General features: G+C 66.1%; 25 protein-coding genes, 1 pseudogene and 1 other annotated feature. Of the genes and pseudogenes, 11 read left to right on the forward strand and 15 right to left on the reverse strand.

All coding sequences use genetic code 11. The annotated features are described in order from the left end of the window. Position 1: 1 nt before the first annotated feature. From BN4346_RS35585 to cei, 3 genes are all read right to left on the reverse strand, one after another. Positions 2-1483: an RNA polymerase sigma factor gene (locus BN4346_RS35585; RefSeq protein WP_067972826.1), complete on the reverse strand. Its 1482-nt coding sequence runs from the start codon at positions 1481-1483 to the stop codon at positions 2-4. 186 nt (positions 1484-1669) lie between these two features. Continuing rightward, positions 1670-2482 carry a polyphosphate--glucose phosphotransferase gene (gene ppgK, locus BN4346_RS35590; RefSeq protein ID WP_067972517.1) on the reverse strand — a complete coding sequence of 271 codons (813 nt, stop codon included), beginning with the start codon at positions 2480-2482 and terminating at the stop codon, positions 1670-1672. A 26-nt stretch (positions 2483-2508) separates the two neighbouring features. Further along, complete coding sequence (cei, locus tag BN4346_RS35595; RefSeq protein ID WP_067972520.1) at positions 2509-3159, reverse strand: envelope integrity protein Cei; 651 nt, start codon at positions 3157-3159, stop codon at positions 2509-2511. A gap of 171 nt (positions 3160-3330) precedes the next feature. Here cei and BN4346_RS35600 point away from each other — a divergent pair, with 171 nt between their 5' ends. Beyond that, the gene (locus BN4346_RS35600; RefSeq protein WP_019738982.1) at positions 3331-3633 is read left to right on the forward strand and encodes a DUF4193 domain-containing protein; all 303 of its coding nucleotides are present in this window, start codon (positions 3331-3333) and stop codon (positions 3631-3633) included. A 25-nt stretch (positions 3634-3658) separates the two neighbouring features. Here BN4346_RS35600 and BN4346_RS35605 read toward each other — a convergent pair whose 3' ends face one another. Continuing rightward, on the reverse strand, positions 3659-4144 hold the full coding sequence (locus tag BN4346_RS35605; protein ID WP_067972523.1) for a DUF3093 domain-containing protein: 486 nt from the start codon (positions 4142-4144) through the stop codon (positions 3659-3661). 25 nt (positions 4145-4169) lie between these two features. Between BN4346_RS35605 and dut the strand changes: the two genes are divergently transcribed. Together dut and BN4346_RS35615 are read left to right on the forward strand one after the other, a co-directional pair. Further along, positions 4170-4634, forward strand: a complete 465-nt coding sequence (dut, locus tag BN4346_RS35610) for a dUTP diphosphatase (RefSeq protein ID WP_067972526.1) — start codon at positions 4170-4172, stop codon at positions 4632-4634. Positions 4635-4686: 52 nt separating this feature from the next. Then, on the forward strand, positions 4687-5502 hold the full coding sequence (locus tag BN4346_RS35615; protein ID WP_407695079.1) for a DUF3710 domain-containing protein: 816 nt from the start codon (positions 4687-4689) through the stop codon (positions 5500-5502). A gap of 136 nt (positions 5503-5638) precedes the next feature. Here the strand turns inward: BN4346_RS35615 and BN4346_RS35620 are convergent, their stop codons facing one another. Then, positions 5639-6361, reverse strand: a complete 723-nt coding sequence (locus BN4346_RS35620; protein ID WP_067972532.1) for an alpha/beta fold hydrolase — start codon at positions 6359-6361, stop codon at positions 5639-5641. A gap of 111 nt (positions 6362-6472) precedes the next feature. Here BN4346_RS35620 and BN4346_RS35625 point away from each other — a divergent pair, with 111 nt between their 5' ends. Beyond that, positions 6473-6844, forward strand: a complete 372-nt coding sequence (locus tag BN4346_RS35625; RefSeq protein ID WP_067972536.1) for an OB-fold nucleic acid binding domain-containing protein — start codon at positions 6473-6475, stop codon at positions 6842-6844. A 28-nt stretch (positions 6845-6872) separates the two neighbouring features. Further along, positions 6873-7547 carry a DUF3159 domain-containing protein gene (locus tag BN4346_RS35630; protein WP_067972539.1) on the forward strand — a complete coding sequence of 225 codons (675 nt, stop codon included), beginning with the start codon at positions 6873-6875 and terminating at the stop codon, positions 7545-7547. Here the strand turns inward: BN4346_RS35630 and BN4346_RS35635 are convergent. Together BN4346_RS35635 and BN4346_RS35640 are read right to left on the reverse strand one after the other, a co-directional pair. After that, on the reverse strand, positions 7533-8195 hold the full coding sequence (locus BN4346_RS35635) for a potassium channel family protein (RefSeq protein ID WP_067972542.1): 663 nt from the start codon (positions 8193-8195) through the stop codon (positions 7533-7535). The two genes, BN4346_RS35630 and BN4346_RS35635, sit on opposite strands and share 15 nt — an antisense overlap. Continuing rightward, the gene (locus tag BN4346_RS35640) at positions 8192-8863 is read right to left on the reverse strand and encodes a potassium channel family protein (protein WP_024441570.1); all 672 of its coding nucleotides are present in this window, start codon (positions 8861-8863) and stop codon (positions 8192-8194) included. Before BN4346_RS35640 ends, BN4346_RS35635 begins: the two co-directional genes overlap by 4 nt. 114 nt (positions 8864-8977) lie before the next feature. Here BN4346_RS35640 and BN4346_RS35645 point away from each other — a divergent pair, with 114 nt between their 5' ends. Genes BN4346_RS35645 through dxs form a run of 3 tightly spaced genes read left to right on the forward strand, consistent with a single transcriptional unit; the run spans position 8978 to position 14115 of the window. Further along, positions 8978-10975, forward strand: a complete 1998-nt coding sequence (locus BN4346_RS35645; RefSeq protein WP_067972545.1) for an APC family permease — start codon at positions 8978-8980, stop codon at positions 10973-10975. Then, a complete protein-coding gene (locus BN4346_RS35650) occupies positions 10972-12147 on the forward strand; it encodes a class I SAM-dependent RNA methyltransferase (RefSeq protein ID WP_067972548.1) in 1176 nt (391 codons plus the stop codon). The genes BN4346_RS35645 and BN4346_RS35650 overlap by 4 nt, the downstream gene beginning before the upstream one ends. Positions 12148-12201: 54 nt before the next feature. After that, a complete protein-coding gene (gene dxs / locus BN4346_RS35655) occupies positions 12202-14115 on the forward strand; it encodes a 1-deoxy-D-xylulose-5-phosphate synthase (protein WP_067972551.1) in 1914 nt (637 codons plus the stop codon). A gap of 87 nt (positions 14116-14202) precedes the next feature. Here the strand turns inward: dxs and BN4346_RS35660 are convergent, their stop codons facing one another. After that, complete coding sequence (locus BN4346_RS35660; protein ID WP_154677596.1) at positions 14203-15210, reverse strand: SDR family NAD(P)-dependent oxidoreductase; 1008 nt, start codon at positions 15208-15210, stop codon at positions 14203-14205. A gap of 145 nt (positions 15211-15355) precedes the next feature. Between BN4346_RS35660 and BN4346_RS35665 the strand changes: the two genes are divergently transcribed. Together BN4346_RS35665 and BN4346_RS35670 are read left to right on the forward strand one after the other, a co-directional pair. Continuing rightward, positions 15356-17284, forward strand: a complete 1929-nt coding sequence (locus BN4346_RS35665; RefSeq protein WP_067972557.1) for an acyl-CoA synthetase — start codon at positions 15356-15358, stop codon at positions 17282-17284. A 2-nt stretch (positions 17285-17286) separates the two neighbouring features. After that, positions 17287-18642 (forward strand): cytochrome P450, encoded by a 1356-nt coding sequence (locus BN4346_RS35670; RefSeq protein ID WP_067972559.1) that lies wholly within the window; start codon positions 17287-17289, stop codon positions 18640-18642. A 41-nt stretch (positions 18643-18683) separates the two neighbouring features. Here the strand turns inward: BN4346_RS35670 and BN4346_RS35675 are convergent, their stop codons facing one another. The 4 genes from BN4346_RS35675 to BN4346_RS35695 form a co-directional block, all read right to left on the reverse strand. Beyond that, positions 18684-18959, reverse strand: a complete 276-nt coding sequence (locus BN4346_RS35675; protein ID WP_067972562.1) for a hypothetical protein — start codon at positions 18957-18959, stop codon at positions 18684-18686. 31 nt (positions 18960-18990) lie between these two features. Then, a protein-coding gene (locus tag BN4346_RS35680; RefSeq protein WP_096867523.1) for an IS3 family transposase occupies positions 18991-20252 on the reverse strand; the annotation gives its coding sequence in 2 pieces (ribosomal slippage) (positions 18991-19949 and positions 19949-20252; 1263 coding nt in all). Continuing rightward, positions 19822-19953 (reverse strand) — a sequence feature (AL1L pseudoknot). (Overlaps the previous gene by 132 nt.) Before the next feature lie 51 nt (positions 20253-20303). Continuing rightward, positions 20304-20819, reverse strand: a complete 516-nt coding sequence (locus tag BN4346_RS35685; RefSeq protein ID WP_067972565.1) for a VOC family protein — start codon at positions 20817-20819, stop codon at positions 20304-20306. 343 nt (positions 20820-21162) lie between these two features. Further along, positions 21163-22011, reverse strand: coding sequence for an SDR family NAD(P)-dependent oxidoreductase (locus tag BN4346_RS35695; protein WP_067972572.1), 849 nt, complete (start codon positions 22009-22011; stop codon positions 21163-21165). 133 nt (positions 22012-22144) lie between these two features. Between BN4346_RS35695 and BN4346_RS49025 the strand changes: the two genes are divergently transcribed. Continuing rightward, positions 22145-22543 carry a hypothetical protein gene (locus BN4346_RS49025; protein WP_067972574.1) on the forward strand — a complete coding sequence of 133 codons (399 nt, stop codon included), beginning with the start codon at positions 22145-22147 and terminating at the stop codon, positions 22541-22543. A 50-nt stretch (positions 22544-22593) separates the two neighbouring features. Here BN4346_RS49025 and BN4346_RS49030 read toward each other — a convergent pair. The 3 genes and pseudogenes from BN4346_RS49030 to BN4346_RS35710 all read right to left on the reverse strand — a co-directional run. Next, a pseudogene (locus tag BN4346_RS49030) lies at positions 22594-22782 on the reverse strand (SDR family NAD(P)-dependent oxidoreductase); the annotation flags it as partial. Between the two features lie 190 nt (positions 22783-22972). Next, positions 22973-23389 (reverse strand): PACE efflux transporter, encoded by a 417-nt coding sequence (locus tag BN4346_RS35705; RefSeq protein ID WP_067972581.1) that lies wholly within the window; start codon positions 23387-23389, stop codon positions 22973-22975. A 127-nt stretch (positions 23390-23516) separates the two neighbouring features. Next, the gene (locus BN4346_RS35710; RefSeq protein ID WP_067972584.1) at positions 23517-24773 is read right to left on the reverse strand and encodes a ribonuclease D; all 1257 of its coding nucleotides are present in this window, start codon (positions 24771-24773) and stop codon (positions 23517-23519) included.

Genomic DNA, 24773 nt, shown 5'->3' on the forward strand with positions numbered 1-24773 from the left:
GCTAGTCGAGGTAGTCCCGCAGGACCTGAGACCGGCTGGGGTGCCGCAACTTCGACATCGTCTTTGACTCGATCTGACGGATGCGCTCGCGCGTGACGCCGTAGACCTGGCCGATCTCGTCGAGGGTGCGCGGCTGGCCGTCGGTGAGGCCGAACCGCAGTCGCACCACGCCGGCCTCACGCTCGGAGAGCGTCTCCAGTACCGACTGCAGCTGATCCTGCAGCAGGGTGAACGACACGGCGTCGACGGCTACTACCGCCTCGGAGTCCTCGATGAAGTCACCGAGCTGCGAGTCGCCCTCGTCGCCGATGGTCTGGTCCAGTGAGATCGGCTCCCGGGCGTACTGCTGGATCTCCAGCACCTTCTCCGGGGTGATGTCCATCTCCCGGGCGAGTTCCTCGGGGGTGGGCTCGCGGCCCAGGTCCTGCAGCAGCTCACGCTGGATGCGGCCGAGCTTGTTGATCACCTCGACCATGTGCACCGGAATGCGGATGGTGCGTGCCTGGTCGGCCATGGCACGGGTGATGGCCTGGCGGATCCACCAGGTGGCGTAGGTGGAGAACTTGTAGCCCTTGGTGTAGTCGAACTTCTCCACCGCGCGGATCAGACCGAGGTTGCCTTCCTGGATCAGGTCCAGGAAGGCCATTCCGCGGCCGGTGTATCGCTTGGCCAGCGACACCACCAGTCGCAGGTTGGCCTCGAGCAGGTGGTTCTTGGCGCGGTCGCCGTCGCGGCAGATCCACGCCATGTCCCGCCGGTAGGCGACCGCCAGCTTCTCGCCCTTTTCGGTGTGCTCGGCCATCTTCTGGGTGGCGAACAGACCGGCCTCGATCCGCTTGGCCAGCTCGACTTCCTCTTCGGCGTTGAGCAGCGCGACCTTGCCGATCTGCTTGAGGTAGGCGCGCACCGAGTCGGCCGAGGCGGTGAGCTCGGCGTCCTTGCGGGCCTGCCGCAGCGCTTCGGATTCCTCTTCGTCCCAGACGAAGTCGCCGGAGGCCTTGTCCTTCTCGCTGGGCTCGGCGATCTCGTCGTCTTCTTCGTCGACCGCACTACCGGCGGCGACGGCGGCCGGGCCCGGTACGGCATCATCGGCGTCGCCATCCTCAAGGTCGTCGATGGCCAGGTCGGCCTCGTCGATGTCGTCCACACCGGGCTCGCCGTCCAGCTCTACATCGGTGTCGAGATCCTCGGGCGCCAGGTCTCCGTCGGTGTTCTTCGCGGCGGCCTTGGTGGCCTTTTTGGCCGGGCCCCGGGTCGCGGGCTTGGCCGCGCCGTCAGCGGCGCTGCGCGCCGTCGACTTGGTGGCCTTCTTGGCGGGTGCTGCTGCCTTGGTGGCCTTGGCCGCGGTCCGCTTGGCGGGCGCAGCTGCGGCGGCCTTGGCGGGAGCCTTGGCAGGCGACTTCACGGCGGCTTTGGCGGGTGCCTTGGTGGCACTGCCCTTCTTGGGCTCCTCAGTCGCCGGCTGTGCCTTGCTCGCTGCCACGTCCACCCCTTCGGTCGGACTGACTTTCGGGTTGCAGCGTCGTGCGCAACCGAAAGTGTCGGGTATGTCGAATGTCGGCTCTATTTCAGTTGGTGATCAACTTGGATAGTCGCCGCTATCGGTTAGGCGGCCGCCGTCGACCATTGTAACGACAGGGTGAGGCGGTAATCGCCGAGCGGGCGTTATTCAGCGGGTCACGTCGGCCGCCGAGGCCATCGCGGCCCCGACAATCCCCGCGGTGTTCTGCAGTGTCGCGGCGACCACCGGGGTCCGGTTGCCCAGCAGCGGCACCCACCGATCGGCCTTGCGGCTGATACCGCCCCCGACGATGATCAGGTCCGGGCAGAGCGCGTCCTCGACCGCCATCAGCACCATGGTCACCTGCTTGGCCCACTTCTCCATGGACCAGTTCTTGCGTTCCTTGACCGACGCGGCGGCCCGGTGCTCGGCCTCTTTGCCGCCCACTTCGATATGCCCGAGTTCGGTGTTGGGCAGCAGCTTTCCGTTGTGGATCACCGCCGAGCCGATCCCGGTCCCGAAGGTGAGCAATACGACCACGCCGCTGTTGTTCTTGCCCGCCCCGAAGCGCTCCTCGGCGAGCCCGGCGGCGTCGGCGTCGTTGAGGATGACGATCTGCTGGCCGTCGAGTTGGGCGGCGATCGTCTCCCGTGCGTTCAGCCCGATCCAGGACTTGTCCACGTTGGCGGCGGTCTGCACCACGCCGTTGACCACCACGCCCGGATAGGTGACACCCAGGGGACCGGTCCAACCGAAGTCCCGGACCACCGCGGCGACGGTCTGGGCGACCAATACCGGTGTGGCGGGGCTCGGCGTGGGCAGCTTGAATCGCTCGCCGATCAGCGCGCCGGTGTCCAGATCGACCACGCCACCCTTGATGCCGCTGCCGCCCACGTCGACGCCGAAGCCCCGTCGTTGCCGGCGCGCGCCGGCGATCGGCCGGTCCCCGGTCGGGCAGGGTACGGCGTCGGTGCCGGTCATCGGATCTCCTTGTCGGCGATCGGTCGTCAGCAGGTGCCGGAATGAATCTTGGTCAGCAGCGCAGGGTCGGGCAGCCCGGTGGCGTCGGGACGCAGACCGGCCAGCGCCGCCTCAATGTCATCGCTGTGGGACAGGTTGACGAAGTCGCTGCCGACCGCCAGATCCACCGAATCGTCGGCGCGGTCATCGCGGAACAGTTCCGTGCACGGCGCCACCAACCACAGTGCTGCCGCGGCGGCTTGGCCCGCCGGGCCGAAGCGGATCTGGCCCTGGCAGTCCATCCGGTCGTTGGTGTAGATCGGGTCGTTGGCGGCGGTCGGCTGCGGGAAGCCGTCGTCGCGCAGCGCATCGGCGACATCGGCGGCCTGTCCGGCCCGGCCGCTGGCATTGAGGACGCGGGCCTTGACGTCGGCCAACTTGGCCGGAGTGGTGCTGATCATCGCGGCGCGCGGTACCTGGGTGCCCAGCCGTGGCCGGCCCGGCTCGCTCGGTGCCGGCGGGGCATTGCACACCGCGACTTCATGGACATCGACCGGCCGGGTGAGCGCCACCGCCCATGCCACGGCGGTCAGCAATGCCAGGGCGGCCAAGGCGTAGGCGGCCGGTCTGTTGTTGCGTCGCCGGAACGGCCGACCGTGCTTGTCGAACTCGGTACCGGTAGTGATTTGCGCGACCACGTACGCACTCTAGAGGGCGCTCGCCGGAACGATCACCGTGGTCAGGAACATAATGTGACGTAAATCACACTTGATCTGACCGCGATCTGGGCACGAATCATTTGGTGGATGCGTTCGACGCTGGTACAAAGCTCGCGCAGGCTTTCGAGGGGACTTGAGGGGATGAAGACCATGGCTACCGATTACGACGCCCCGCGGCGCACCGAGACCGACGACGTTTCCGAGGATTCGTTGGAGGAACTCAAGGCGCGGCGTAACGAGGCGCAGTCCGCTGTGGTCGACGTCGACGAGTCCGAATCGGCCGAGTCGTTCGAGCTGCCTGGCGCCGACCTGTCCGGTGAAGAGCTGTCGGTGCGTGTCATTCCGAAGCAGGCCGACGAGTTCACCTGCTCGAGCTGTTTCCTGGTGCAGCACCGCAGCCGTCTGGCCAGTGAGAAGAACGGTGTGATGATCTGCACCGACTGCGCGGCCTGACCGGGCCCGTCCCGCTCAATCCTGCTCAGCCCTTCAGGGCTGCCAGCACCCGTTGCGGATTGCGGCAGCTGACCAGCCAGTACGGCGTCGGGTCGTCGGGATCATCCAGGACGACCAAGATCATGGGCCCTACCCAGCCGCGGTGGACGACATATGCCGCCGGATCGAGCTGGCGGCCCAGCGCTGCGGACTTGGCCGACTGCGGGACCTCGGCGCAGCGTGCGATAGCCGTTGCGGGCAGGTGTGCGTCGCCGGCCCACAGCTGTGTTTCTCCGCCGTTGTCGATGACTCGTACCTTGATGCGTCCCAGCCACAGCAGTGCGCCGACGTTGATGGCGAAGAACACCGCAAACGGCAGCCAGCCGGGCAGCGTACGCAGGCCCAGGCGGACTTCGTAGGCCATCAGGCCGTTACCCAAGAACCCCAGTGGCCACCACCACCACGGCACCCACAGCTGTTCGCTGTAGCGCACAGTTTGCGATGCCCGATGGTTCAGGCGCGATCCCGACATCCGGCTAAGAGTAGTCTTGCGCCTCGTGTCACCCAGTCTTGCGGTTGTTCGCCTGGATCCGGATCTTCCACTGCCGAGCCGTGCTCATGCCGGCGACGCCGGCGTCGATCTCTACAGCGCGATCGATGTCGAATTGGGTCCAGGTCAGCGTGCACTGGTACCCACCGGGATCGCGGTGGCAATTCCCTTCGGCATGGTCGGCCTTATCCACCCCCGGTCGGGTTTGGCTGCGCGGGTGGGTCTTTCGATTGTCAACAGTCCCGGAACCGTCGACGCGGGCTATCGTGGTGAGATAAAGGTCTCATTGATCAACCTGGACCCGGCGACGCCGATCGAGATCCACCGCGGCGACCGGATCGCCCAGTTGCTAGTGCAGCGGGTCGAGCTTCCGGAACTGGTCGAGGTGGCCTCATTCGACGAGGCCGGGCTGGAACCAACGACCCGTGGTTCCGGTGGACACGGGTCCTCGGGTGGGCACGCGAGCTTGTGATGGCTCACGACCACCAACTGCGAAGACCACGAAGTGACGAAGATGGGCGGCTGTGATGGCATTCGGTAGGGGTAAAGGCAAAGGCGAGGCCGACGAGCCAACGAGCGCCGGGCCGGAAGTCCACGGAGAAGCGGATGGGCGCGTATCCGATGCGGAGGAGCTCGACGGCCCCTTCGACATCGAAGACTTCGACGACCCCGCGGCTGCGACGACGGCCCGACTCGACCTGGGTTCGGTGCTGGTGCCGATGCCGGCGGGCGCTCAGGTCCAGGTCGAACTGAGCGAGGCGGGTGTTCCCAGTGCGGTGTGGCTGGTGACACCCAACGGCCGGTTCAACATCGCCGCCTACGCGGCGCCCAAGTCGGCGGGTCTGTGGCGTGAGGTGGCCGGTGAGCTGGCCGAGGCGTTGCGCAGGGACAACGCCATGGTCAGCATCGTCGACGGTCCGTGGGGCCGGGAGGTGCTCGGTTCGGCGACCGGCGCAGTCCGGTTCATCGGTGTCGACGGCTACCGCTGGATGGTGCGCTGCGTGATCAACGGTCGGCCCGAGACCATAGATGTGCTCGCCCAGCAGGCGCGAGAGGCGCTGGCGGACACGGTAGTCCGGCGCGGCGACACTCCGCTGCCGGTGCGCACCCCGTTGCCGGTGCGCCTGCCCGAGCCGATGGCCGAGCAGTTGCGGGCTGCCGCGGCGCAACAGGCCGCGGCGCAGCAGGCGGCGGCCGAACAGGCCGCAACCCAGCAGGCGGTCGCGCTGCAACAGGCCGCCATGTTCGGTGGTGGCGGTGACATACCCCCCGCGCCGGCCGCACGCCGCAGCGTGGAGGGATCCGCGATGCAGCAGCTGCGCACTATCACCGGCGGTTAGCAAGGCTCGACGCAGGAGAGCCGAAGCTGGACCGCCGAATCAGACCCGGCGGTTAGCAAGGGCCGAAGCTGGACCGCCGATCAGACCCGGCGGTTAGCAAGGCTCGACGCAGGAGAGGCGAAGCTGGACCGCCGAATCAGACCCGGCGGTTAGCTGGCTCGACGGCCGCAATCGTCAGCGCTTCCACGCAGGCGGTGCCCAACGCGGTCGGATCTGCTCCGATCTGATCCAGGGTGACGGTGCACAGTGCCGCCCGCGGGACCGTGGCGGCCCATTCGGAAGCGATCTGCAACGGATGAACCGCGTCGTCGACCGCCGCGGTCACGCCCATCGGCACGGTCAGCGCCGCCAGCTCGGCAGGTGTTGGCGCGACAAAGGCCGCGGCCTCCTCCAGCGCGTCGGGCAGTTGTGGCCACTGCGCGGTCCACGAGCGAGTCAACTCGTCGCCGAGCCACGTCGGGCTCGATGCCCGCATCTGGGCCACCACCGCCGCCAGGCCGTCGTTGCGTAACTGCCCGGCGCTGTAGCGCGCGGCATGAGCTGCCGGGGCGTCATCGGGCGAGCCGGTCCATGCGGGCAGCGCAGCCAGCACCCCGACCACTCGCTCGGGATGGCGCAGTGCCCACGCGGTGGCCACCGCCGCACCGATCGACACTCCACCGACGAGGATCGGGCCGGACCGGACGGCCGCTGAATCCAGCGCCTCCAGATAGCCCTCGATGAGGCGGCCGGGCTGCGGGCGATGAGTGACCAATTCGGCACCCACCTGCTGCAACGGACGGAAGAACGCCCGGCGGATGTAGTCGTCGTCGGATCCGGTCCCCGGCAGCAGGACGGCCGTCACGCCGCGCAGAACCATGCCACCTCTTGATCGTGTTGGGTGTTGTCAGCCACCCCGTAGGCAGGTCATGTGGCATTAGGTATTCAACAGGTCTACCGTAGCGTGCGCACACGATTGAGGGAGAGAGCAATGGCTGCTCCGGAAGGGTACCTGCGCCGGCTGACTCGGCGATTGACGGAAGACCCCGAGCTGCGTGACGTCGAAGAGTTGTCCGATGAGGCGCTCAGTACCGGCGCGCAGCGCGCGATCGACTGCCAACGCGGCCAAGAGGTCACCATGGTCGGGGTACTGCGCAGCGTCGAAGCCAACGCCAAGGGCTGCGTCGGCGGCGTCCGCGCCGAGCTGTTCGACGGCACCGACACGGTGACGCTGGTATGGCTGGGGCAGCGACGCATCCCCGGAATCGACTCCGGTCGCACCCTGCGGGTGCATGGCCGGCTCGGCAAACTCGAAAGCGGCTGCAAGGCCATCTACAACCCCCACTACGAAATCCAGCAGTGATCGCGCCTCCCTTCGGGTCGGTGCAGCGATGAGCGAGGAATACAGCGCCGAGGGCGCCCAGGGGCCGCAGCGCCTCCTGGAGCAGATCGGCGGAGTGGCCGGAGTGATCTACTCCTCGTTGCCGATCGTGGTGTTCGTGCCCGCCTCCAATCTCTTCGGATTGCGCGTCGCCGTCCTATCGGCGTTGGGCGTGGCCGCGGCGGTGCTGGTGTGGCGCCTGATCCGCAAGCAATCCAGTCAACCGGCCATCTCCGGCTTCTTCGGGGTCGCCGTCTGCGCCCTGATCGCCTATCTGATGGGTGACTCCAAGGGCTACTTCCTGCTCGGAATTTGGACGTCGCTGGTGTGGGCGGTTGTCTTCGCCGCATCAATGGTGATCCGCCGTCCGGTGGTCGGCTACATCTGGTCGTGGGCCAGCGGCCAGCCCCAGACCTGGCGTGAGCTGCGGTCGGCGATCTACGCCTACGACCTCGCGACACTGACCTGGACGCTGGTATTCGGCTCCCGCTTCGTGGTGCAGCGAATGCTGTACAACGCCGACCAGACCGGCTGGCTCGGCGTGGCACGCATCGCCATGGGCTGGCCGTTGACCGCGGTGGCGGCGGTGGTCACCTACCTGGCGGTCAAATACGTGCAGCGCGCATTGGACGAGCGGCCTGCCGCGGGCGAGACCGAGCGTGAACCGCGGTCAGTGGGCCGGTAGCAGCAGCGCGCGCAGTTCGGTCTCGACGCCGCTGGATGCCACGAACAACAGCTCGTCGCCGCCCTCGAGCGGCTCGTCGTCCTGGGGCACGATAACCCGGGTCCCGCGCAAGATCGTCACCAGCGCGGCGTCGCGCGGCAGTGCCAGCTTGCGCACCGGCCTGCCGCCCCACGGGGTGTCGTCGGGCAGTGTGATCTCCAGCAGGTTGGCCTGGCCCTTGCGGAACTCCATGAGCCGCACCAGGTCTCCGACCGCGACGGCCTCCTCCACCAGCGAGGCCAGCATGCGCGGCGTGGACACCGCGACGTCCACACCCCAGGCGTCGGTGAACAGCCATTCGTTGCGGGGATCGTTGACCCGGGCCACCACCCGCGGTACCGCGAATTCGGTCTTGGCGAGCAAGGACAGCACCACGTTGGCCTTGTCGTCGCCGGTCGCGGCGATCACCACGTCGAAGGACTCCAGGTGCACCGCCTCCAACAGGCTCAGCTCGCAGGCATCCCCCAGATGCCACTGCGCATCGGCAATGTCCTCGGTGTCGACATGCTCGGGGTTGCGCTCGATCAGGGTCACCTGGTGATCGCTGTCGAGCAGCTCGCGCGCAATCGATCGTCCGACCGCGCCGGCGCCGGCTATCACTACTTTCATTTGTCCAGGTCTTCGCTGGGCGGCAGGGCGGCGATGGCGATCGCTTCGGCGACCCGGCCGGACACCGCCACGATGTACACCTGGTCGCTGGCCTGAATCACCGTCTTGGGCTCGGGCAGGATGCCGGTCCCGAACCGGATCAAGAACGCCACCCGGGCATTGGTGGCGGCCTCCAGGTCGGTGACGGGGCGACCGATCCAGTCCTCGTGCAGGACGACCTCGGCGACGGCGACGGTGCCGGTGGGGTCACGCCACTTGGTGGTCTCGCTTTCCCGGGTCAGCGCGTCGAGCAGCCGATCGGTGGTCCAGGGCACGGTGGCGATGGTCGGGATGCCCAGGCGCTCGTAGACCGCGGCCCGCTTGGCGTCGTAGATACGGGCGACCACCCGCGAGACGCCGAACGTCTCCCGGGCCAGCCGCGCCGCGATGATGTTCGAGTTGTCACCCGAGGACACCGCGGCGAACGCAGCGGCTTCCTCAATGCCCGCTCGCAGCAGTACATCGCGGTCGAAGCCCATGCCGAGCACTCGCTCGCCGTTGAACTCCGGGCTGAGCCGGTTGAACGCGGTGCTGTCCCGGTCGATGATGGCGACCTCGTGGCCGATCCGGGACAGCCCGTCGGCGAGCGAGGCTCCCACCCGGCCGCAACCCATCACAACTACCCGCACGTGCTGTGTCCTTTCAGGCCCTCTGGGCCGACTTTCGGCTGGTTATCGACTGCAGTAGTGCCTGTATTCGGTGAACGCTACCGCCAGTGCCCGCCTGGCTTACCCTTGGCTCTCGTGTCGAAGATTTCCACCGCTGCGCGGCGCCTGGTTCTGGGCCAGCCCTTCCGTAGCGATCGGCTAAGCCACACGCTGCTGCCCAAGCGCATCGCCCTGCCAGTATTCGCCTCCGACGCGCTGTCCTCGGTGGCCTACGGACCCGAAGAAGTCTTTCTGGTGTTGTCGGTGGCGGGCCTGGCCGCCTATCGGATGACGCTGTGGGTCGGCCTGGCTGTCGCTTTCGTATTCATCACCGTGGTGGCCTCTTACCGCCAGAATGTGCACGCCTACCCTTCCGGCGGCGGTGACTACGAGGTGGTCACCACCAACCTGGGTGCTACCGCGGGCCTGACCGTGGCCAGCGCGTTGATGGTGGATTACGTTCTGACGGTTGCGGTCTCGATTTCATCGGGGATCGCCAACATCGGCTCGGCGATACCGTTCATCGCCGAACACAAGGTCGCGTTCGCGGTCGGGACCGTGATCGTCGTGGCGGCGGCCAATCTGCGGGGCATCCGAGAATCGGGCACCGCGTTCGCCATCCCGACGTATGCGTTCATGGTCGGGGTCTTCGCCATGCTGGGGTGGGGGCTGTTCCAGATCTTCGTGCTGGGCAATCCCTTGCAGGCCGATTCGGCGGAGTTCAAGATCCACTCCACCCAGGGCGAGATGGTCGGGGTGGCCCTGGTGTTCCTGGTGGCGAAATCGTTTTCGTCCGGATGTGCCGCACTGACCGGGGTGGAGGCGATCAGTAACGGCGTGCCGGCCTTCCGCAAACCGAAGTCGCGCAATGCAGCCACCACGCTGCTGATGCTGGGTGTGATCGCGGTGACACTGATGATGGGCATCATCGTGTTGGCCCGCGAAACCGGGGTGAAGATCGCCGCGCGCCCGCACGAACAGCTGATCGGGGCGCCGGTGGACTACGAGCAGAAGACCCTGCTGGCTCAGCTGGCCGAGACGGTGTTCCGGGGCTTTCCGCCCGGTCTGTGGATCATCGCCGGAGTCACGGCGCTGATTCTGGCGCTGGCCGCCAACACCGCGTTCAACGGTTTCCCGGTGCTGGGTTCGATCTTGGCGCAAGACCGCTACCTGCCGCGCCAGCTGCACACCCGCGGCGACCGGCTGGCGTTCTCCAACGGCATCGTGTTCCTCGCGGTGGTGGCCATCGCTTTCATCGTGGCGTTCGGGGCGGAGGTGACTGCGCTGATCCAGCTCTACATCGTCGGGGTGTTCGTCTCCTTCACGTTGAGTCAGATCGGCATGGTGCGGCACTGGAACCGGTTGCTGCGCAACGAAACCGACCGTGCGGCACGGGTCAAGATGATGCGTTCGAGGGTGGTCAACACCATTGGATTCGTCGCTACCGGAGTGGTGTTGATCGTGGTGATCGCCACCAAGTTCGTAGCCGGCGCGTGGATCGCGATCGTCGCGATGTCGGTGCTGTTCGCCGTGATGAAAATGATCCGCCGGCACTACGACACCGTCAGTCAGGAGTTGGCCGAGCAGTCGGCCGCGCTGGATGACCACGCGGTGCTGCCCAGCCGCAACCACGCGCTGGTCCTGGTGTCCAAGCTGCATCTGCCGACCCGCCGCGCCCTGGCCTACGCCCGGGCGACGCGCCCGGACGCCCTGGAGGCGATCACGGTCAATGTCGACGACACCGAAACCCGCGCCCTGGTGCGCGAATGGGAAGATAGCGAGATCACCGTCCCCCTCAAGGTGATTGCATCGCCGTACCGCGAGGTCACCCGGCCGGTGCTCGACTACGTCAAACGCATCAGCAAGGAGTCGCCGCGCACCGTGGTGACCGTCTACATCCCCGAATACGTGGTGGGCCACTGGTGGGAGCAGTTGCTCCACAACCAGAGTGCGCTGCGGCTCAAGACCCGGCTGTTGTTCATGCCGCAGGTCATGGTCACCTCGGTGCCCTGGCAGCTGAACTCCTCGGAGCGGCGCAAAGTCTTGGAGCCGCACCACGCGCCCGGCGACACCCGGAGAGGTTTCTTAGAGTGATCGACCAGGAATTGGTCTTGACTACTGGCGCGCCGGCCAACGGCGGCAGCTGTGTGGCCCGGCACGACGGCCGAGTTGTTTTCGTGCGTTACGCGCTGCCCGGTGAGCAGGTGCGGGTCCGGATCACCGCCGAGCGGGGATCGTATTGGCACGGTGAATGCATCGAGGTGCTCGAACCCGCGGCCGGCCGGATCGACTCGCTGTGCCCGATCGCGGGCGTGGACGGTGCCGGCTGCTGCGATCTGGCGTTCGCCGATCCGGCCGCGGTGCGTGCCCTCAAGGGCGAGGTGGTGGCCAACCAGCTGGCCCGGCTCGGCGGCCACGAGTGGCAGGGTGCAGCCGAGCCGCTCGGCGATGACGGTGCGACGGGCTGGCGCAGCCGGGTTCGCCTGGAGGTGGGCGTCGACGGGCGGGCCGGGTTTCACCGCTATCACAGCGATGAGCTGGTGACCGACCTGCGCTGTGGTCAGCTGCCGACGGGAATGATCAAGGGGCTGGGCGAGCAGAGCTGGCGGCCCGGTGATCATCTGCACGTGGTGGCCGACGACGACGGTGTCCGGCATGTGGTGAGCACCGGCCGCGACCATCGCCCGGAAGTCGTCGAGGGCGACTACCACGCCACTCAGTGGGTGGGCCGGCGCCGCTGGCAGATCCCGGTGACCGCGTTCTGGCAGGCACACCGCCGCGCGGCCGCGCTCTACAGTGCGCTGATCGCGGAATGGGCGCAGCCCGAATCCGGAAGCACCGCTTGGGATCTCTACGGCGGGGCCGGGATCTTCGCCGCAGCGCTTGCCGAGCCGGTGGGGGAGTCAGGCCGGGTGATCAGCGTCGACACCTCGCGGACCGCGACGGGCGCCGCACGGGCGGCGCTGGCCGATCTGCCGCAGGTATCGGTGCGCACCGACTCGGTGCGCCGCATGCTCGGCACCGAGCGTGCCGCAGCCGGCGTCGCGGTGCTGGACCCGCCGCGTGCCGGTGCCGGCCGCGAGGTGATCGATCTGTTGGCGGCCGCGGGTGTGCCGCGCCTGGTGCACATCGGCTGCGAGGCGGCGGCCTTCGCCCGCGACATCGGCCTCTACCGCGGGCACGGGTACACCGTCGAGCAGATCCGGGTGTTCGACGCGTTCCCCTTGACCCATCACGTGGAGTGCGTGGCGCTGCTAACCCGCTGACTCCCGGCGCCAGCGCTGACCGTGGGTGCTCGGCGCCATGCGTAGACTGGCCGGATGCTTGAAGGGATCCGCGGCCCCGCCGATCTGCAGCACCTGTCGCAGGCGCAGCTGACCGATCTGGCGGCGGAGATCCGCGAGTTTCTGATCCACAAGGTCGCCGCCACCGGCGGGCATCTGGGGCCCAACCTGGGCGTGGTGGAGCTCACGCTGGCCCTGCACCGGGTGTTCGACTCCCCGCACGACCCGATCATCTTCGACACCGGGCACCAGGCTTACGTGCACAAAATGCTGACCGGCCGTGCCCCCGACTTCGACACCCTGCGCAAGAAGGGCGGGCTGTCGGGTTACCCGTCACGCGCCGAGAGCGAGCACGACTGGGTGGAGTCCAGCCACGCCAGTTCGGCGCTGTCCTACGCCGACGGCCTGGCCAAGGCCTTCGAGTTGACCGGGCACCGCAATCGGCACGTGGTTGCCGTCGTCGGCGACGGCGCCCTGACCGGCGGCATGTGCTGGGAGGCGCTGAACAACATCGCCGCCGGCAACCGACCGGTGGTGGTCGTGGTCAACGACAACGGCCGCAGCTATGCGCCCACCATCGGTGGCTTCGCCGACCACCTGGCCGCACTGCGACTGCAGCCCGCCTACGAGCGACTGCTCGAGCGGGGCCGCAGCGCGATCCGCGGGATGCCCGTCGTCGGGGAACTCGGCTACCAGGTGATCCACAGTTTCAAAGCGGGACTCAAAGATGCACTGGCGCCGCAGGCGCTCTTCACCGACCTCGGCCTGAAATACCTGGGCCCGATCGACGGTCATGACGAGGCGGCGGTGGAGTCCGCGCTGCGCCGTGCACGGGGCTTCGGCGGGCCGGTGATCGTGCACGTGGTCACCCAGAAGGGCAAGGGCTACGGCCCGGCCGAGAACGACGAGGCCGAGCAGATGCACGCCTGCGGGGTGATCGATCCGCTGACCGGCTATGCCACCGAAACCGCGGGGCGCGGCTGGACGGCGGTGTTCTCCGACGCGCTCATCGAGTACGGCACCAAGCGTCGTGACGTCGTCGCGATCACCGCAGCGATGCCCGGCCCCACCGGGCTTGCGCCGTTCGGGCAGCGCTTTCCGGATCGCATGTTCGACGTCGGGATCGCCGAGCAACATGCACTGACGTCCGCCGCCGGGCTGGCGATGGGCGGCCTGCACCCGGTGGTGGCGGTCTATTCGACCTTCCTCAACCGCGCCTTCGACCAGCTGGTCATGGACGTCGCACTGCACGGGCTGCCGGTCACGCTGGTATTGGACCGGTCTGGAATCACCGGGCCCGACGGTGCCAGTCACAACGGCATGTGGGATCTGTCGATATTGGGGATCGTGCCCGGAATCCGGGTCGCCGCACCTCGCGACGGCGTCCGGCTGCGCGAAGAGCTCGGCGAAGCGCTTGAGGTCAATGACGGGCCCACTGCCTTGCGATTCCCGAAGGGGGATGTGGGCGAAGACATTCCCGCAATCGAGCGGCGCTCTGGGGTGGACGTGTTGGCGGTTCCGGCCGACGGGTTGCCGCAAGACGTCCTGCTGGTCGCGGTCGGCGCGTTCGCGCCCATGGCGTTGGCGGTGGCCGACCGGCTGCACAATCAGGGCATCGGGGTGACGGTCATCGACCCGCGTTGGGTGCTTCCGGTGCCGGCGGTGCTCGTGGAGATGGCCGGCGCGCACAAGCTGGTGGTCACCTGCGAGGACAATGGCGTCGCCGGCGGTATCGGCTCGGCAGTGTCGGCGGCGCTGCGGCATGCCGAGATCGATCTGCCCTGCCGCGACGTCGGTCTGCCGCAGCGTTTTTACGACCACGCCTCGCGCGGGGAGCTGCTGGCCGAGGTCGGCCTGACCGCACAGGATGTGGCCCGCCAGATCACCGGCTGGGTGGCGGCGATGGGCGCCTCCAACTGCGTCGACGAGGTCAGCGAGCGACTGGAATAGTCGCGGGCCGCCAAGACTGTGGCGTGGATCGGTGAGCTCTTTGCCTTGGATTGCGAAGCTACACAATACTATTTGTGCTCAACAACACTATTCGTGCTTAACAGGGATATATGTCGGCCTGCCGCTTTGGCACCATGTGCAATCTTCCTGGAACTCTGGGTGCTGTGACCGGTGCTGTTCGTCGGCAATGGCGTCGAAGGCGCTGCGCATCGTGGCCGCCTTCTGCATGATGCGTGCATCAATGAGTCCGGGCGCAAATATCCTCATTCGCGACCCGATTTTCTGTATCGGTGGCGACAGGTCAATCTCGCGTCTCCTCTCAATGATCGCGTCGACGCACCGCCGGGCGACTTCACTGGTCGGCCGCCGAGCAATATCGTTGCGACGGCGCACCGATAGGTCGACCTTGTATTCCTGCCCATCGGGGCCGAACACGGTTCGTCCGGCCCCGTCGTCGCTGTACATGTCACCCGGATTTATGGTGAGAACGTCGACGGCGTGCGCAGCAAGCTCCAGGCGCAGCGCTTCGAAGAAGCCGTTCATGGCGTGCTTGCTGGTGGTGTAGCCCAGGTAGCCAGCCATCGGCAGGTGGCCGGCCCCCGAGGTGACATAGGCGATCAAACCTCGGCGCTCGATCAATTCTGAAAGGGCATAGAAGGTTGGCATGACGGCGCCGAAGAGGTTGATCTCCATGGCGTCTCGCAAAGGTGCCAACGTGCGTAGTTCGCTGAGCGACCCGTAGGTCGCAAACGCGGCGTTCAATACCAAGTTGTCGATCCGGCCGAACTGATCGAGAGTCTCGGTGATCAGATCACGGCAATTGTCTTCATTGGTGAGGTCGGTTGGGAAGATCTTTGCCGAGCCTCCTGCCGCCACGATGCTCGCCTCGATGGCGGCAAGACGTTCCCCATTGCGTGCTGTCAGCATGACCTGGGCGCCTTCAGCCGCCAGTTGCAGGGCAAGGTGTTGCCCGAGCCCTTGGGAGGCGCCGGTAATCACGACAACCTTCTCATGTAACCGCATGTATGGCCTCTCGTCGGTGACTGATTGATTATCAATCAGTAGTAAATTAGCTCGTGTTGCAAAAGTCGTCAAGGGCCCACCGATGGTGTTCCCGAGGCGTCGGGTTGGGCGCCTTCTCGTGCCGCCGGAGCCGCGCTTGGTATTGACTGATTATCAATCAATACGTCAGACTAGAGTGCCCGGACGTTCCCGGCCGTGACCAGAGTGGAGACTCGATGTGACGTTGCAGGAGGACTGGCCGATCTGCCGTAGCCACCATGATCTGGCTCGCATCGAGGCGGTACCGCTGTCGGAGCGAGCCTTGCCGGAGTCGACCTACGCTGTCGTGGCCGCCGCGGCGGCGCGGTGGCCCGACGGGATTGCCATGCACCTGCTGTCATCTGGTGCGCAGTGGGACAACGCTGAATCATGGACATACACTCGGTTGGCTCAAGCCGTGCGCAGATGTGCGAACTTGTTTCACGCACAAGGCGTCTCACGTGCGACGGCGGTCACCCTGATGTCAGCCAACACAGGTCTGGTCCTGGCCGCGACATTCGGAGCGCAAGCCGCGGGTATCGCCGCCCCGGTCAACCCGACCCTCAGTGCCGAGCGACTGGTGGCACTGGCACGCCTGGCGGATTCCCGCGTGATCGTGGCCGCGGGACCCGAACTTGATCCGGAAACCTGGGTCAAGGCACGCCACGTCGCCTCCGTAATCGGTATCCAGGCCCTGTACGCGGTGCGACCCGAGGGAGCGGCAGGTTGCGGCCCTGAACTGCAGCCGCTGGCCCGGACCACCGTCGAGTACTTGGATGCCGCGCTGGCAGGGCAACCGGATAGCGCCTTGGAGTGCCCGGCGCCAGCGGCCGACGATATCGCCAGCTACTTCCACACCGGTGGCACTACTGGAACACCCAAACTGGCGGCACACACCCACCGCAACGAGGTGGCCATGGCGTGGTCACTGGCGCTCCAGTCAACACTGCCCGAATCTTCAAGGGTGCTGGCGGGCCTGCCCCTGTTCCATGTAAACGCGGTGCTTGTGACCGGGCTGGCGCCGTTGCTCCGCGGTTACCCTGTGGTCTGGATCGGCCCCGCTGGCTTTCGTGATCCTGCTGTCTACCAACACTTTTGGAAGATCATCGAGAGATATCAGGTGGCGGCGATGTCAGCGGTCCCTACGGTATACGCGGTGCTCGCTGAGATCCCGGTGGACGCCGATATCGGCTCGCTGCTGATCGCAGCCGTCGGTGCGGCGCCCCTACCGAACGCGGTGCGCACTCGATTCCGTGCACGCACGGGAATCGAGCTCAGTGAAGGCTACGGCCTGACCGAAGGCACATGTGTCAGTGCCGCGTCACAATTCGAGATCTCCCGTGCCGGTTCAGTGGGTTTGCGGCTTCCCTATCAGCGCATCGTTGCAGTGGAGCGTGACGATCAGGGGGAGTGGATCGAACTCCCTGCCGGAAAGAGCGGGCGGCTGAAGATATATGGCCCCAACGTCTTCCCCGGTTATGTAGGGGACAGCGGTGCGTTGAGCGGGGGCGAAGCGCTGCATGAAGGCGGCTTGCTGACCGGCGACCTCGGCTACGTCGATTCAGATGGCTACGTGTTCCTCATTGGCCGAGTCAAAGACGTCATCATTCGAGGTGGGCACAACATCGATCCAGTGGTGATCGAGGACGCGATGCGCCGGCACCCAGCGGTTGCCGATGCCGCAGCAGTCGGCCGGCCCGACCCGCACGCAGGTGAGGTGCCGGTCGTCTATGTCGTGACTACTGAACCCGTCAGCGAGGCTGAACTATTGAGGTGGGCGCAGCAGTCCATCACCGAACCCGCCGCGGTCGCAAAAGCAGTCCACGTCGTCGACGTCATCCCCGTCACGCAGATAGGCAAGCCCTTTAAGCTCGCTCTGCGCGCCGACGCCGCGCTCGGTGCAGTCGCGGAGGCGTTGGCTGAAGCAGGAATCGACAGCGCCGATCTGGACATCACGGCCGACTACGACCAGGACGGCCAACTTGTGGCGCGCGCGACAGGGCTGAAAGCCGGTGATCTTTTGGCCGCCCAGCGACGACTGGACCTGTTTCCTCTGACAGTTCATCTTTCAGCCCGGGCATCCGGCCCACCCAGTTCAACGGGATCCATTCCAACTACCAAGGAGTGACGATGGTTACGGCGACGACAAGTCCGGTACGCCTTCCACCAGGGCCGCGTAGCCCCAAGCTCGTTCAGCTGGCCGTGTTCCTGGCAGCGCGTGACCGCGCGATGGCTTCCTTACAGCGACGCTACGGAACATCGGCGACCGTCAGGCTACCCGGCTTTGAGAACTTGGTGGTGGTGAGCGACCCAGCACTGGTCAAAGAGGTGTTCGTCAGTGGCGGTGACCTCTTGGGCGAAGGGTCCAGTCTTGGCAGGGTCCTGGGACCGGGATCGACCTTCAGCCTTGACGGCGACGCCCATCTTCAGCGACGCAAACTTCTCGTGCCACCATTTCACGGTCGCCGAATCCGCGGCTACGAAAGCATCGTGGAGGAAGAAGTCCTTCGTGAATGCGCCGGCTGGCCCGAAGGAATCGAGTTCGCCGCGTTGCCTTCCATGATGCGGATCACCCTCAACACGATCCTGCGCACCGTCTTTGGCGCCGAAGGCGAGGACTTTGACGAGCTACGGCGCCTTCTGCCCGATGCCGTACTTCTCGGCGCCCGAATGACGAACCTACCCATGGCTATCCGTCGCGACTACGGCCCTTGGAGCCTAGGCGGACGTCTCGCCGAGTACCGACGCCGCTACGACTCGGCGGTACAACGCCTGATCCGCAACGCGCTCGCCGATCCTGCACTGGACACGAGAACCGATGTCCTCGCACTGCTGCTGCGCGCACGCTACGAAGATGGTACGAGGATCAGCGACGAGCACCTGGCCGATGAACTACTCACCTTGCTCACCGCTGGCCACGAAACGACCGCGACCACCTTGGCTTGGGCGATCGAGCGTTTGCGTAGACACCCGGTGCTGCTGGACCAGCTGACCGACGATCTCGACGCCGGCAGCTCCGAGATGTGCCAAGCCACAATCTGGGAAGTGCAACGCACGCGTCCGGTTATTCAGGCGGCAGTTCGCAGCGTGAAAGCACGACTTCAATTGGGGGAGTGGATAATACCAGCAGGCAGTGCAATTGTGGTTGCCATCGACACGGCGCATGCATCGGACGGCAACTTTGCCTGGGCCGAGTCATTCGACCCGACGCGATTCCTTGACGAACCCCCCAACACGCACGCTTGGATCCCCTTCGGGGGCGGCGTTCGCCGCTGTGTGGGTGCGGCATTCGCGAACATGGAGATGAACGTTGTGCTTCGGACCGTGCTTCGAGAATTCACCTTAGTTCCTACATCGGCACCCGACGAACGCAGACAGTCGCGCGGTGTCGCCTTGGCGCCGGGACGCGGCGGTCTGGCCATGGTTCAGCGCAGGCAATCGGGCATTTCTGTGAGCACATCGTCTGACCGTGCTCGGTCTGGTTGAGCAAGACCATCCAGCTCAACCAGACTGCCGGATATCGCTTCCTAGCCCCGCCGCTTCGTCCTCAGGATGTCTTCGCGAACGTCGAATTTGTTGAGTGCCTCGATGATTGACGGATCGAGATCGATCGATGAATCGAGTGCCCGGGCTGTCCGCAGGGTCGAAACAAGGCTGGCTGCGGCAAGTTCGACGATAACTTCGCGGTTGAGCTCGGCGGCAATGATGCGGTCGATCATCATCTCGTCAAGATAGCCGACCCACCCACGCATTGCGGTTCGCAGCACGGCTGCGATCGGCTCGGTGATGCCGACCGCGAGCAATGAATCGCCCTGGTTCTCCCGGAGGCTCGATCTATTGGATTTCGACCAGGTTCTGGTCGTTCCGTGATGCATCGTAGAACGCCGCTTCGAACTCGGTCGGCGGAACGTCGCTGAGGTAGCCGTGCAGGCGGCTGGTGTTGTGCCAGTGCACCCAGCTCAGGGTGGCCAACTCGACGTCCTCGACGGTCTTCCACGGCCCGGTACGTGCTGGCCCGTAGATCAGTTCGGCCTTGTAGTAGCCGTTCACGGTTTCGGCCAGGGCGTTGTCGAAGCTGTCCCCGACGGTGCCGATCGAGGGAGTCGCGCCGATCTCGGCGAGCCGTTCACCGTAGCGGATAGAAGTGAACTGCGACCCGGCGTCGGAATGACATACCAAGTACGGCAACAGGATTCCGCGTGACCAGCGGGCCATCTCGATCGCATCCAGCACCATCGTGGTGCGCATATGGGAGGCGGCCCGCCACCCGACGATCATCCGGCTGAACGCGTCGATGAGGAAACAGGCATAGGCCACCCCGGCCCAGGTCGGCACGAACGTCAGGTCGGTCACCCAGAGCTGGTTGGGAGCGGTAGCGGTGAACTGCCGTTTGACCAGATCGGGATGCCGCGTCGCCGCCGGATCTGCTTTGGTGGTCCGCACGCGCTTGCCGCGCCGCGCCCCACAGATCCCGGCTGCCCGCATCAGGCGGGCGACCTGATCGCGGCCCACGTCGTGGCCGGCCCTGCGTGCGGTTTTCCAGAGCTTGCGTGCCCCGTAGACGCGGTAGTTGTCCTCCCAGAGCGCTCGCAGTACCGGACCCAGCACCGCGTCGCGGCAGGCCCGCGCCGACGGCTTGCGGGTTTTGGTGTCGTAGTAGGTGCTCGGGGCCACCGACACGCCTGCTTCACGCAGGACGGTGCAGATGGGCTCGACCCCGAACTCCTCGCGATTCGCGTCGATGAACGCGACTATTTGCGGTGTTGGCGGTCGAGCTCCGCCCCGAAGAAACTCGCTGCTCGTTTCAGAATCTCGTTGGCACGCTTCAGTTCTCGATTCTCCTGTTCGAGTTCCTTGATCCGCGCAATCTCAGCGGTGGACACCCCCGGTACATGCCCGTCGTCGATATCGGCCTGGCGCACCCAGGACCGGACCGACTCGACCCCGTAACCGAGCTGACGCGCCACCCGCGCCACCGTGCCCTGCTCGGTGCCCAGCTCAGTCCGCAACGTCCGGACCATCCGCACCGCGGCGGCCTTCTCCTCCGGGCCGTAACGGCGTGTCGTGGGCCTACCTGGCGACTGTTCCTTCGGCATACCTGCATCCTCGTTTCCAAGGTCAGGAGCCTCCGGGATTTCCAGGGCGATTCATTTCTCGAACTCGCCGCCGGCAAGCCAGTTCATCAAATCCTGGTTGGACTCGAAGTTGTCGACTTGTAGCTCTACCCGGTTGCCGTCGGGGTCTTCGTAATAGATCGACGTGGTGGGGCCGTGGTTGATGCACCACACGGGAAAGATCCCAGAGTCGGCGAGGCGCCGATAGGTGGCGAGCAGAGTGTCGAATTGGTCAAAGGTGAAGGCAACGTGGTCGAAACCCCAGAATTTTCGGTGAAGCTTCCAGACGGCTCCGGGAATCCGGAGCGGACGGGGGATTTTTATCAGGGCGACGCGGTGGTGCTCTTCGTCGTAGGTGACGAAGCAGACCCGCTTGTCTTTGAACACGACCAATCCGTCGAGGAGCATCGTGTACCAGCTGGCCATCTCATCTAGTCGGGGTGTCTTGAATACGACGTGGGCCAGTTTGGTCGGCGCTCCTGGACGACGCCCCTGTTCCAGTTCATCGGGACCGATCCTGATTGCGGATTGGCGATCGTGCGGGCTCACAGCGCAGGATCCTTCGACTGCTTCGCGCCGGGGAGTGGTTCGTGTCCACCCTGGCGAGCTCGAGCGAAGCCTCCGATCGGCAGCAAGAGCCCACTGAGAATGGCGAGGAGGCCCGGCGGGCCACGGCGCCGGCCGCGCAGTGTTGCCAGGGTTCGGGTGGCGGCCAGCAGCATGCCACTGAGCGCCGTCGCAGGCCTACGCCATGGGTCGGCGCGTAGCCCGAGCGGTTCCTCGAGCGACGTGGGCATTGCCCAGCGCGTAAAGAGGGCGGTCGCCGCGGGGGTGATTGCCGGCCAGGCACCTATCCGGATCTGCTTGCCGCTGACTTGGAAGGTCGGTGGCATCAGCTTGTTCCCCTGTCTCCGAGGTGGCCCAGGTCAAGTGCGCCGCGGGTGTTGACTCGTCGCCCGCCGATGCGGGCAACCAGGCGCCCGAACGCCGGAAATTCCAGTGGTACAAGCGAATACCGGGGGTAGACAATTCTGTTTGCACCGCGTTTGAGGCCACGGACAATCGCTTCGGCACTGGACTTTGGGGTCACCGGCGGCAGCGTCTTGGGCGGGTTGGCTTTCCAGGGCAATTCGTCGATGTCGCGGAGGGCGGTGTCGGTGGCTCCAGGAACGACTTCCACCACTCGAATCGGCGTTTCGGCCAGTTCCAGCCGGAGCGATCGGGTGGCCTGGGCGAGGGCCGATTTTGAGGACCCGTAGTAGCCCAGCAGGGGAAGCGGTACCGATTGGATCGTCGAGGTGACATGGACGATGGTGCCTTTGCCGCGCGCCAGCATCGTTGGTACCAGGGCCGCGCCCATTGCCAGTGGGGTCCACAGGTTGACTTCGTAGACAGTGCGGGCGGTGTCGGCGTCACCGATGCGGGACTGGGCTCCGGTCAGGCTGGCTCCGGCGTTGTTGATCACCACATCGATCTCGTGGCCGAAGTGCTCCAGTGCCTTGGCTGCCAGTGCGGCGGCGGCGCCGGGCACGCTGAGGTCGGTCGGCACCGGGAACGGTCGGGGGTGGCCGGCAGCGGCGATCTCTTGACTGAGGATCTCAAGCAGATCGGCGCGTCGCGCAGCGATGACCAGTTCAGCGCCTTCGCTCGCCAGCTGTAGCGCCAACTCGCGGCCGATCCCGGTGGAGGCTCCCGTCAACAGGATCCGGGTGCCCGCGAGTTTGATTCGTCGGCGCCTCATGCGGAGATGCCTCGTGGCGGAAGGCCCCTTATCACTCCCCGCTGAGGTATGGGGGCTGATGGCGGTGATTGACGTGCGTGTTCCATGGCTCTAATGTGGCAGTTGATTGATAATCAGTCAAGAGGAGAATTGAATGAATGCCGACATGTCGTCACCACGACAGAACAGTCGGGCGCAGGTAGCGCTCGGTGCCGGGGCACTGGCGATGGCGACCGGCGCCTTCTTCGGTCATCTGCTGGTACCGGATCGCGTTGCTGACCGCTACGGGTGGAATCGGGATCGCTGGTATCAACGCGAAATCGGGGCGTTCAACGCTGGACTCGGATTTGGGGTGCTCGCCTACGCTCGGGGCAAGACCGACGCAGCATTTCTGGGTTCATGGGGGATTGCTGCGCTGCTGCTGGCGATCACCCGAGCGGCGGCCATCTGGCGGGGTCCGCGGCGGGGGTTCTGGAACAAGGCCACTGTCGTCGAGGACGCGGTTCTGGGGATCGGCGCATTGGCGCTACTGCAACGCGGTCGGCGGCGCTGAGCCCGAAGCAGACCGGCCACGTACCGCAGAATCTGCGAGTGTGCGGCGATCTCGGTGTCGACAGGACCAGGGCATAAGGCGGTAACGGTGGTCCCGGATCGTCGCAGTTCGGCATGCAAGGATTCGGCCAATGACAGCGAACAGGCTTTGGTGGCGGCATATTTCGCCGAGGGGATCCGAGGTGGACAGCAGGCCGGCGCGGTTGTCGCTGATATCCACGCCGACTTGGCCGCCAACATGCTCCTGCACGGCACCTTCGGACTGATCTATCTTGCCTCTATCTTGCCATCGTCAACGACCGACCGACCGATTCGGAGGCGCTGGTGGCAGGTGTCAGCGCGCTGGCAAAACCCCTGCTCAGTCCTGCCGAGCCGTCATGAATCGGACCTGGGGGCGTAGCCCAATGGCTGCTCCAGGTTGGCTCCGACGCTAGTCCACCGTTCTGATGGGCGGCCAGACTGTGTCGAACAGCCACGCGAACGCGAACGTGTAGACCAGGAAGAACGCCAGCAGGCCGATCTCGAGACCGAACGCTTGTACCAGCGACACCTTCAGTAGCACGGCCACGATCGGCAACAGCAGCACAACCAGGCCGCCTTCGAAGCCGATGGCGTGCACGATTCGGCGACCCACCGTGCGGGTCGGGGAGACTTGCCGCCGCTCCCATGCTTCGAACGCAGTGGTCCAGACGTAGTTCCACACCACCGCGACCGTTGACGCCGCCACTGCCACGGCGCCTGAACTGCCGCCGCCGAACCCCAGCACGGTGAGGCCCACAGTGGTCAGCGCAACGGCGACGAGCTCGTAGCTGATGACGTAGATGATCCGGCGAAAAGCTGGTGACACGAGGTCCTCCCAGGAGAATCAACCATGGGAAGTCCTTGACGGTTCGCGTCCACGGTGCGAGTGACGTGCGAAGCACTGGCCGAATACTGAATACGGCTGCTCCCTGGGCAGTCTAGCAACGGCCCGGTTAAGCGTCCGGGGCGCCGAGGGCCCGGGCCAGCACCGGCACCGTCAGCTCACGTTGCCAGGGACGTGCGCCGCCGGCGGTCAAGAACTCCTCGATCACCACCGCGGTGTCCGACGATGCCGGCTTCCAGTCCCAGCACAGCCGGCGCACCAGGTCGGGAGAGAGCAGGTTCTCGGTCGGTACCTGCACCTGCTCAGACACCGCACCTAGCGCGGCGCGGGCGCTCTCCAGTCGTGCGGCCGCCTCGGGCTTGCGCCGCGCCCAGCGCGATGGCGGCGGTGGGCCACTGGTGGATTCACCGGCTTCCGGCGGCTCGGGATTGTTGCGTGCCGCGGCCAGCGCAGCCAGCCAGGTTGCCGCGCTACGACGTTGTTTCGGCCCGCCGAAGACCGGCAGGGCGAGCAGCTCTTCGGCGGTCGTCGGGTTGGCGACGGCCGCGGCGATGATCGCCGAGTCGGGCAGGATGCGTCCGGGCGCGATGTCGCGGCGTGCGGCGATCTGATCTCGTACCGTCCAGAGCTCTCGGACGGCGGCCAGGCCGTGCCGATCGCGCACCTTGTGAATACCCGACGTACGCCGCCAGCGATCCCGGCGCGTCGTGGTGGTGAAGTCGGTGACCCGGACGTGATTGAACTCCTGTGCCGCCCAATCGGTTTTGCCCTGCTCGGCCAGCACCTCAGCGACCGCATGGCGCAGTTCGATGAGCACCTCGACGTCGAGCGCTGCGTAGTTGAGCCAATCGGCGGGCAGCGGCCGCTTCGACCAGTCGGCGGCTCCGTGCCCCTTGGCCAGACCCAGTCCCAGCAGCCGCTGCACCATCGCGGCCAGATTGACCCGGTCGAAGCCGGCCAGCCGCCCCGCCAGTTCGGTGTCGTACAACGCCTTGGGCCACATACCGACCTCGGCCAGGCAGGCCAGGTCTTGGTCGGCGGCGTGCAGAATCCACTCGTCGTCGTCGAGCACCTCGGCAACCGGGCGTAGCAGGGCAGCCGGATCCTCGCCGGCGCCGACCGGATCGATCAGCACTGTCCCGGCACCGGCCCGACGGATCTGGATGAGGTAGGCCCGGTTGGAGTAGCGGAAGCCCGACGCCCGCTCGGCGTCCACCGCAAACGGGCCGTGACCGCCTGCCAGCAGGTCGGCGGCGGCACCGATCTGCCTGCGGGTGACCGACACCTCCGGCACCCCATCGGCAGGATGCTGCAGCGGTGTCGGCTCAGGCTCGTCGGTGGCCGGCTCGGTGATCTGCTCGGACAT

Origin of the sequence: Mycolicibacter icosiumassiliensis, assembly GCF_900078685.2 — a bacterium.
Lineage (GTDB): Bacteria > Actinomycetota > Actinomycetes > Mycobacteriales > Mycobacteriaceae > Mycobacterium > Mycobacterium icosiumassiliensis.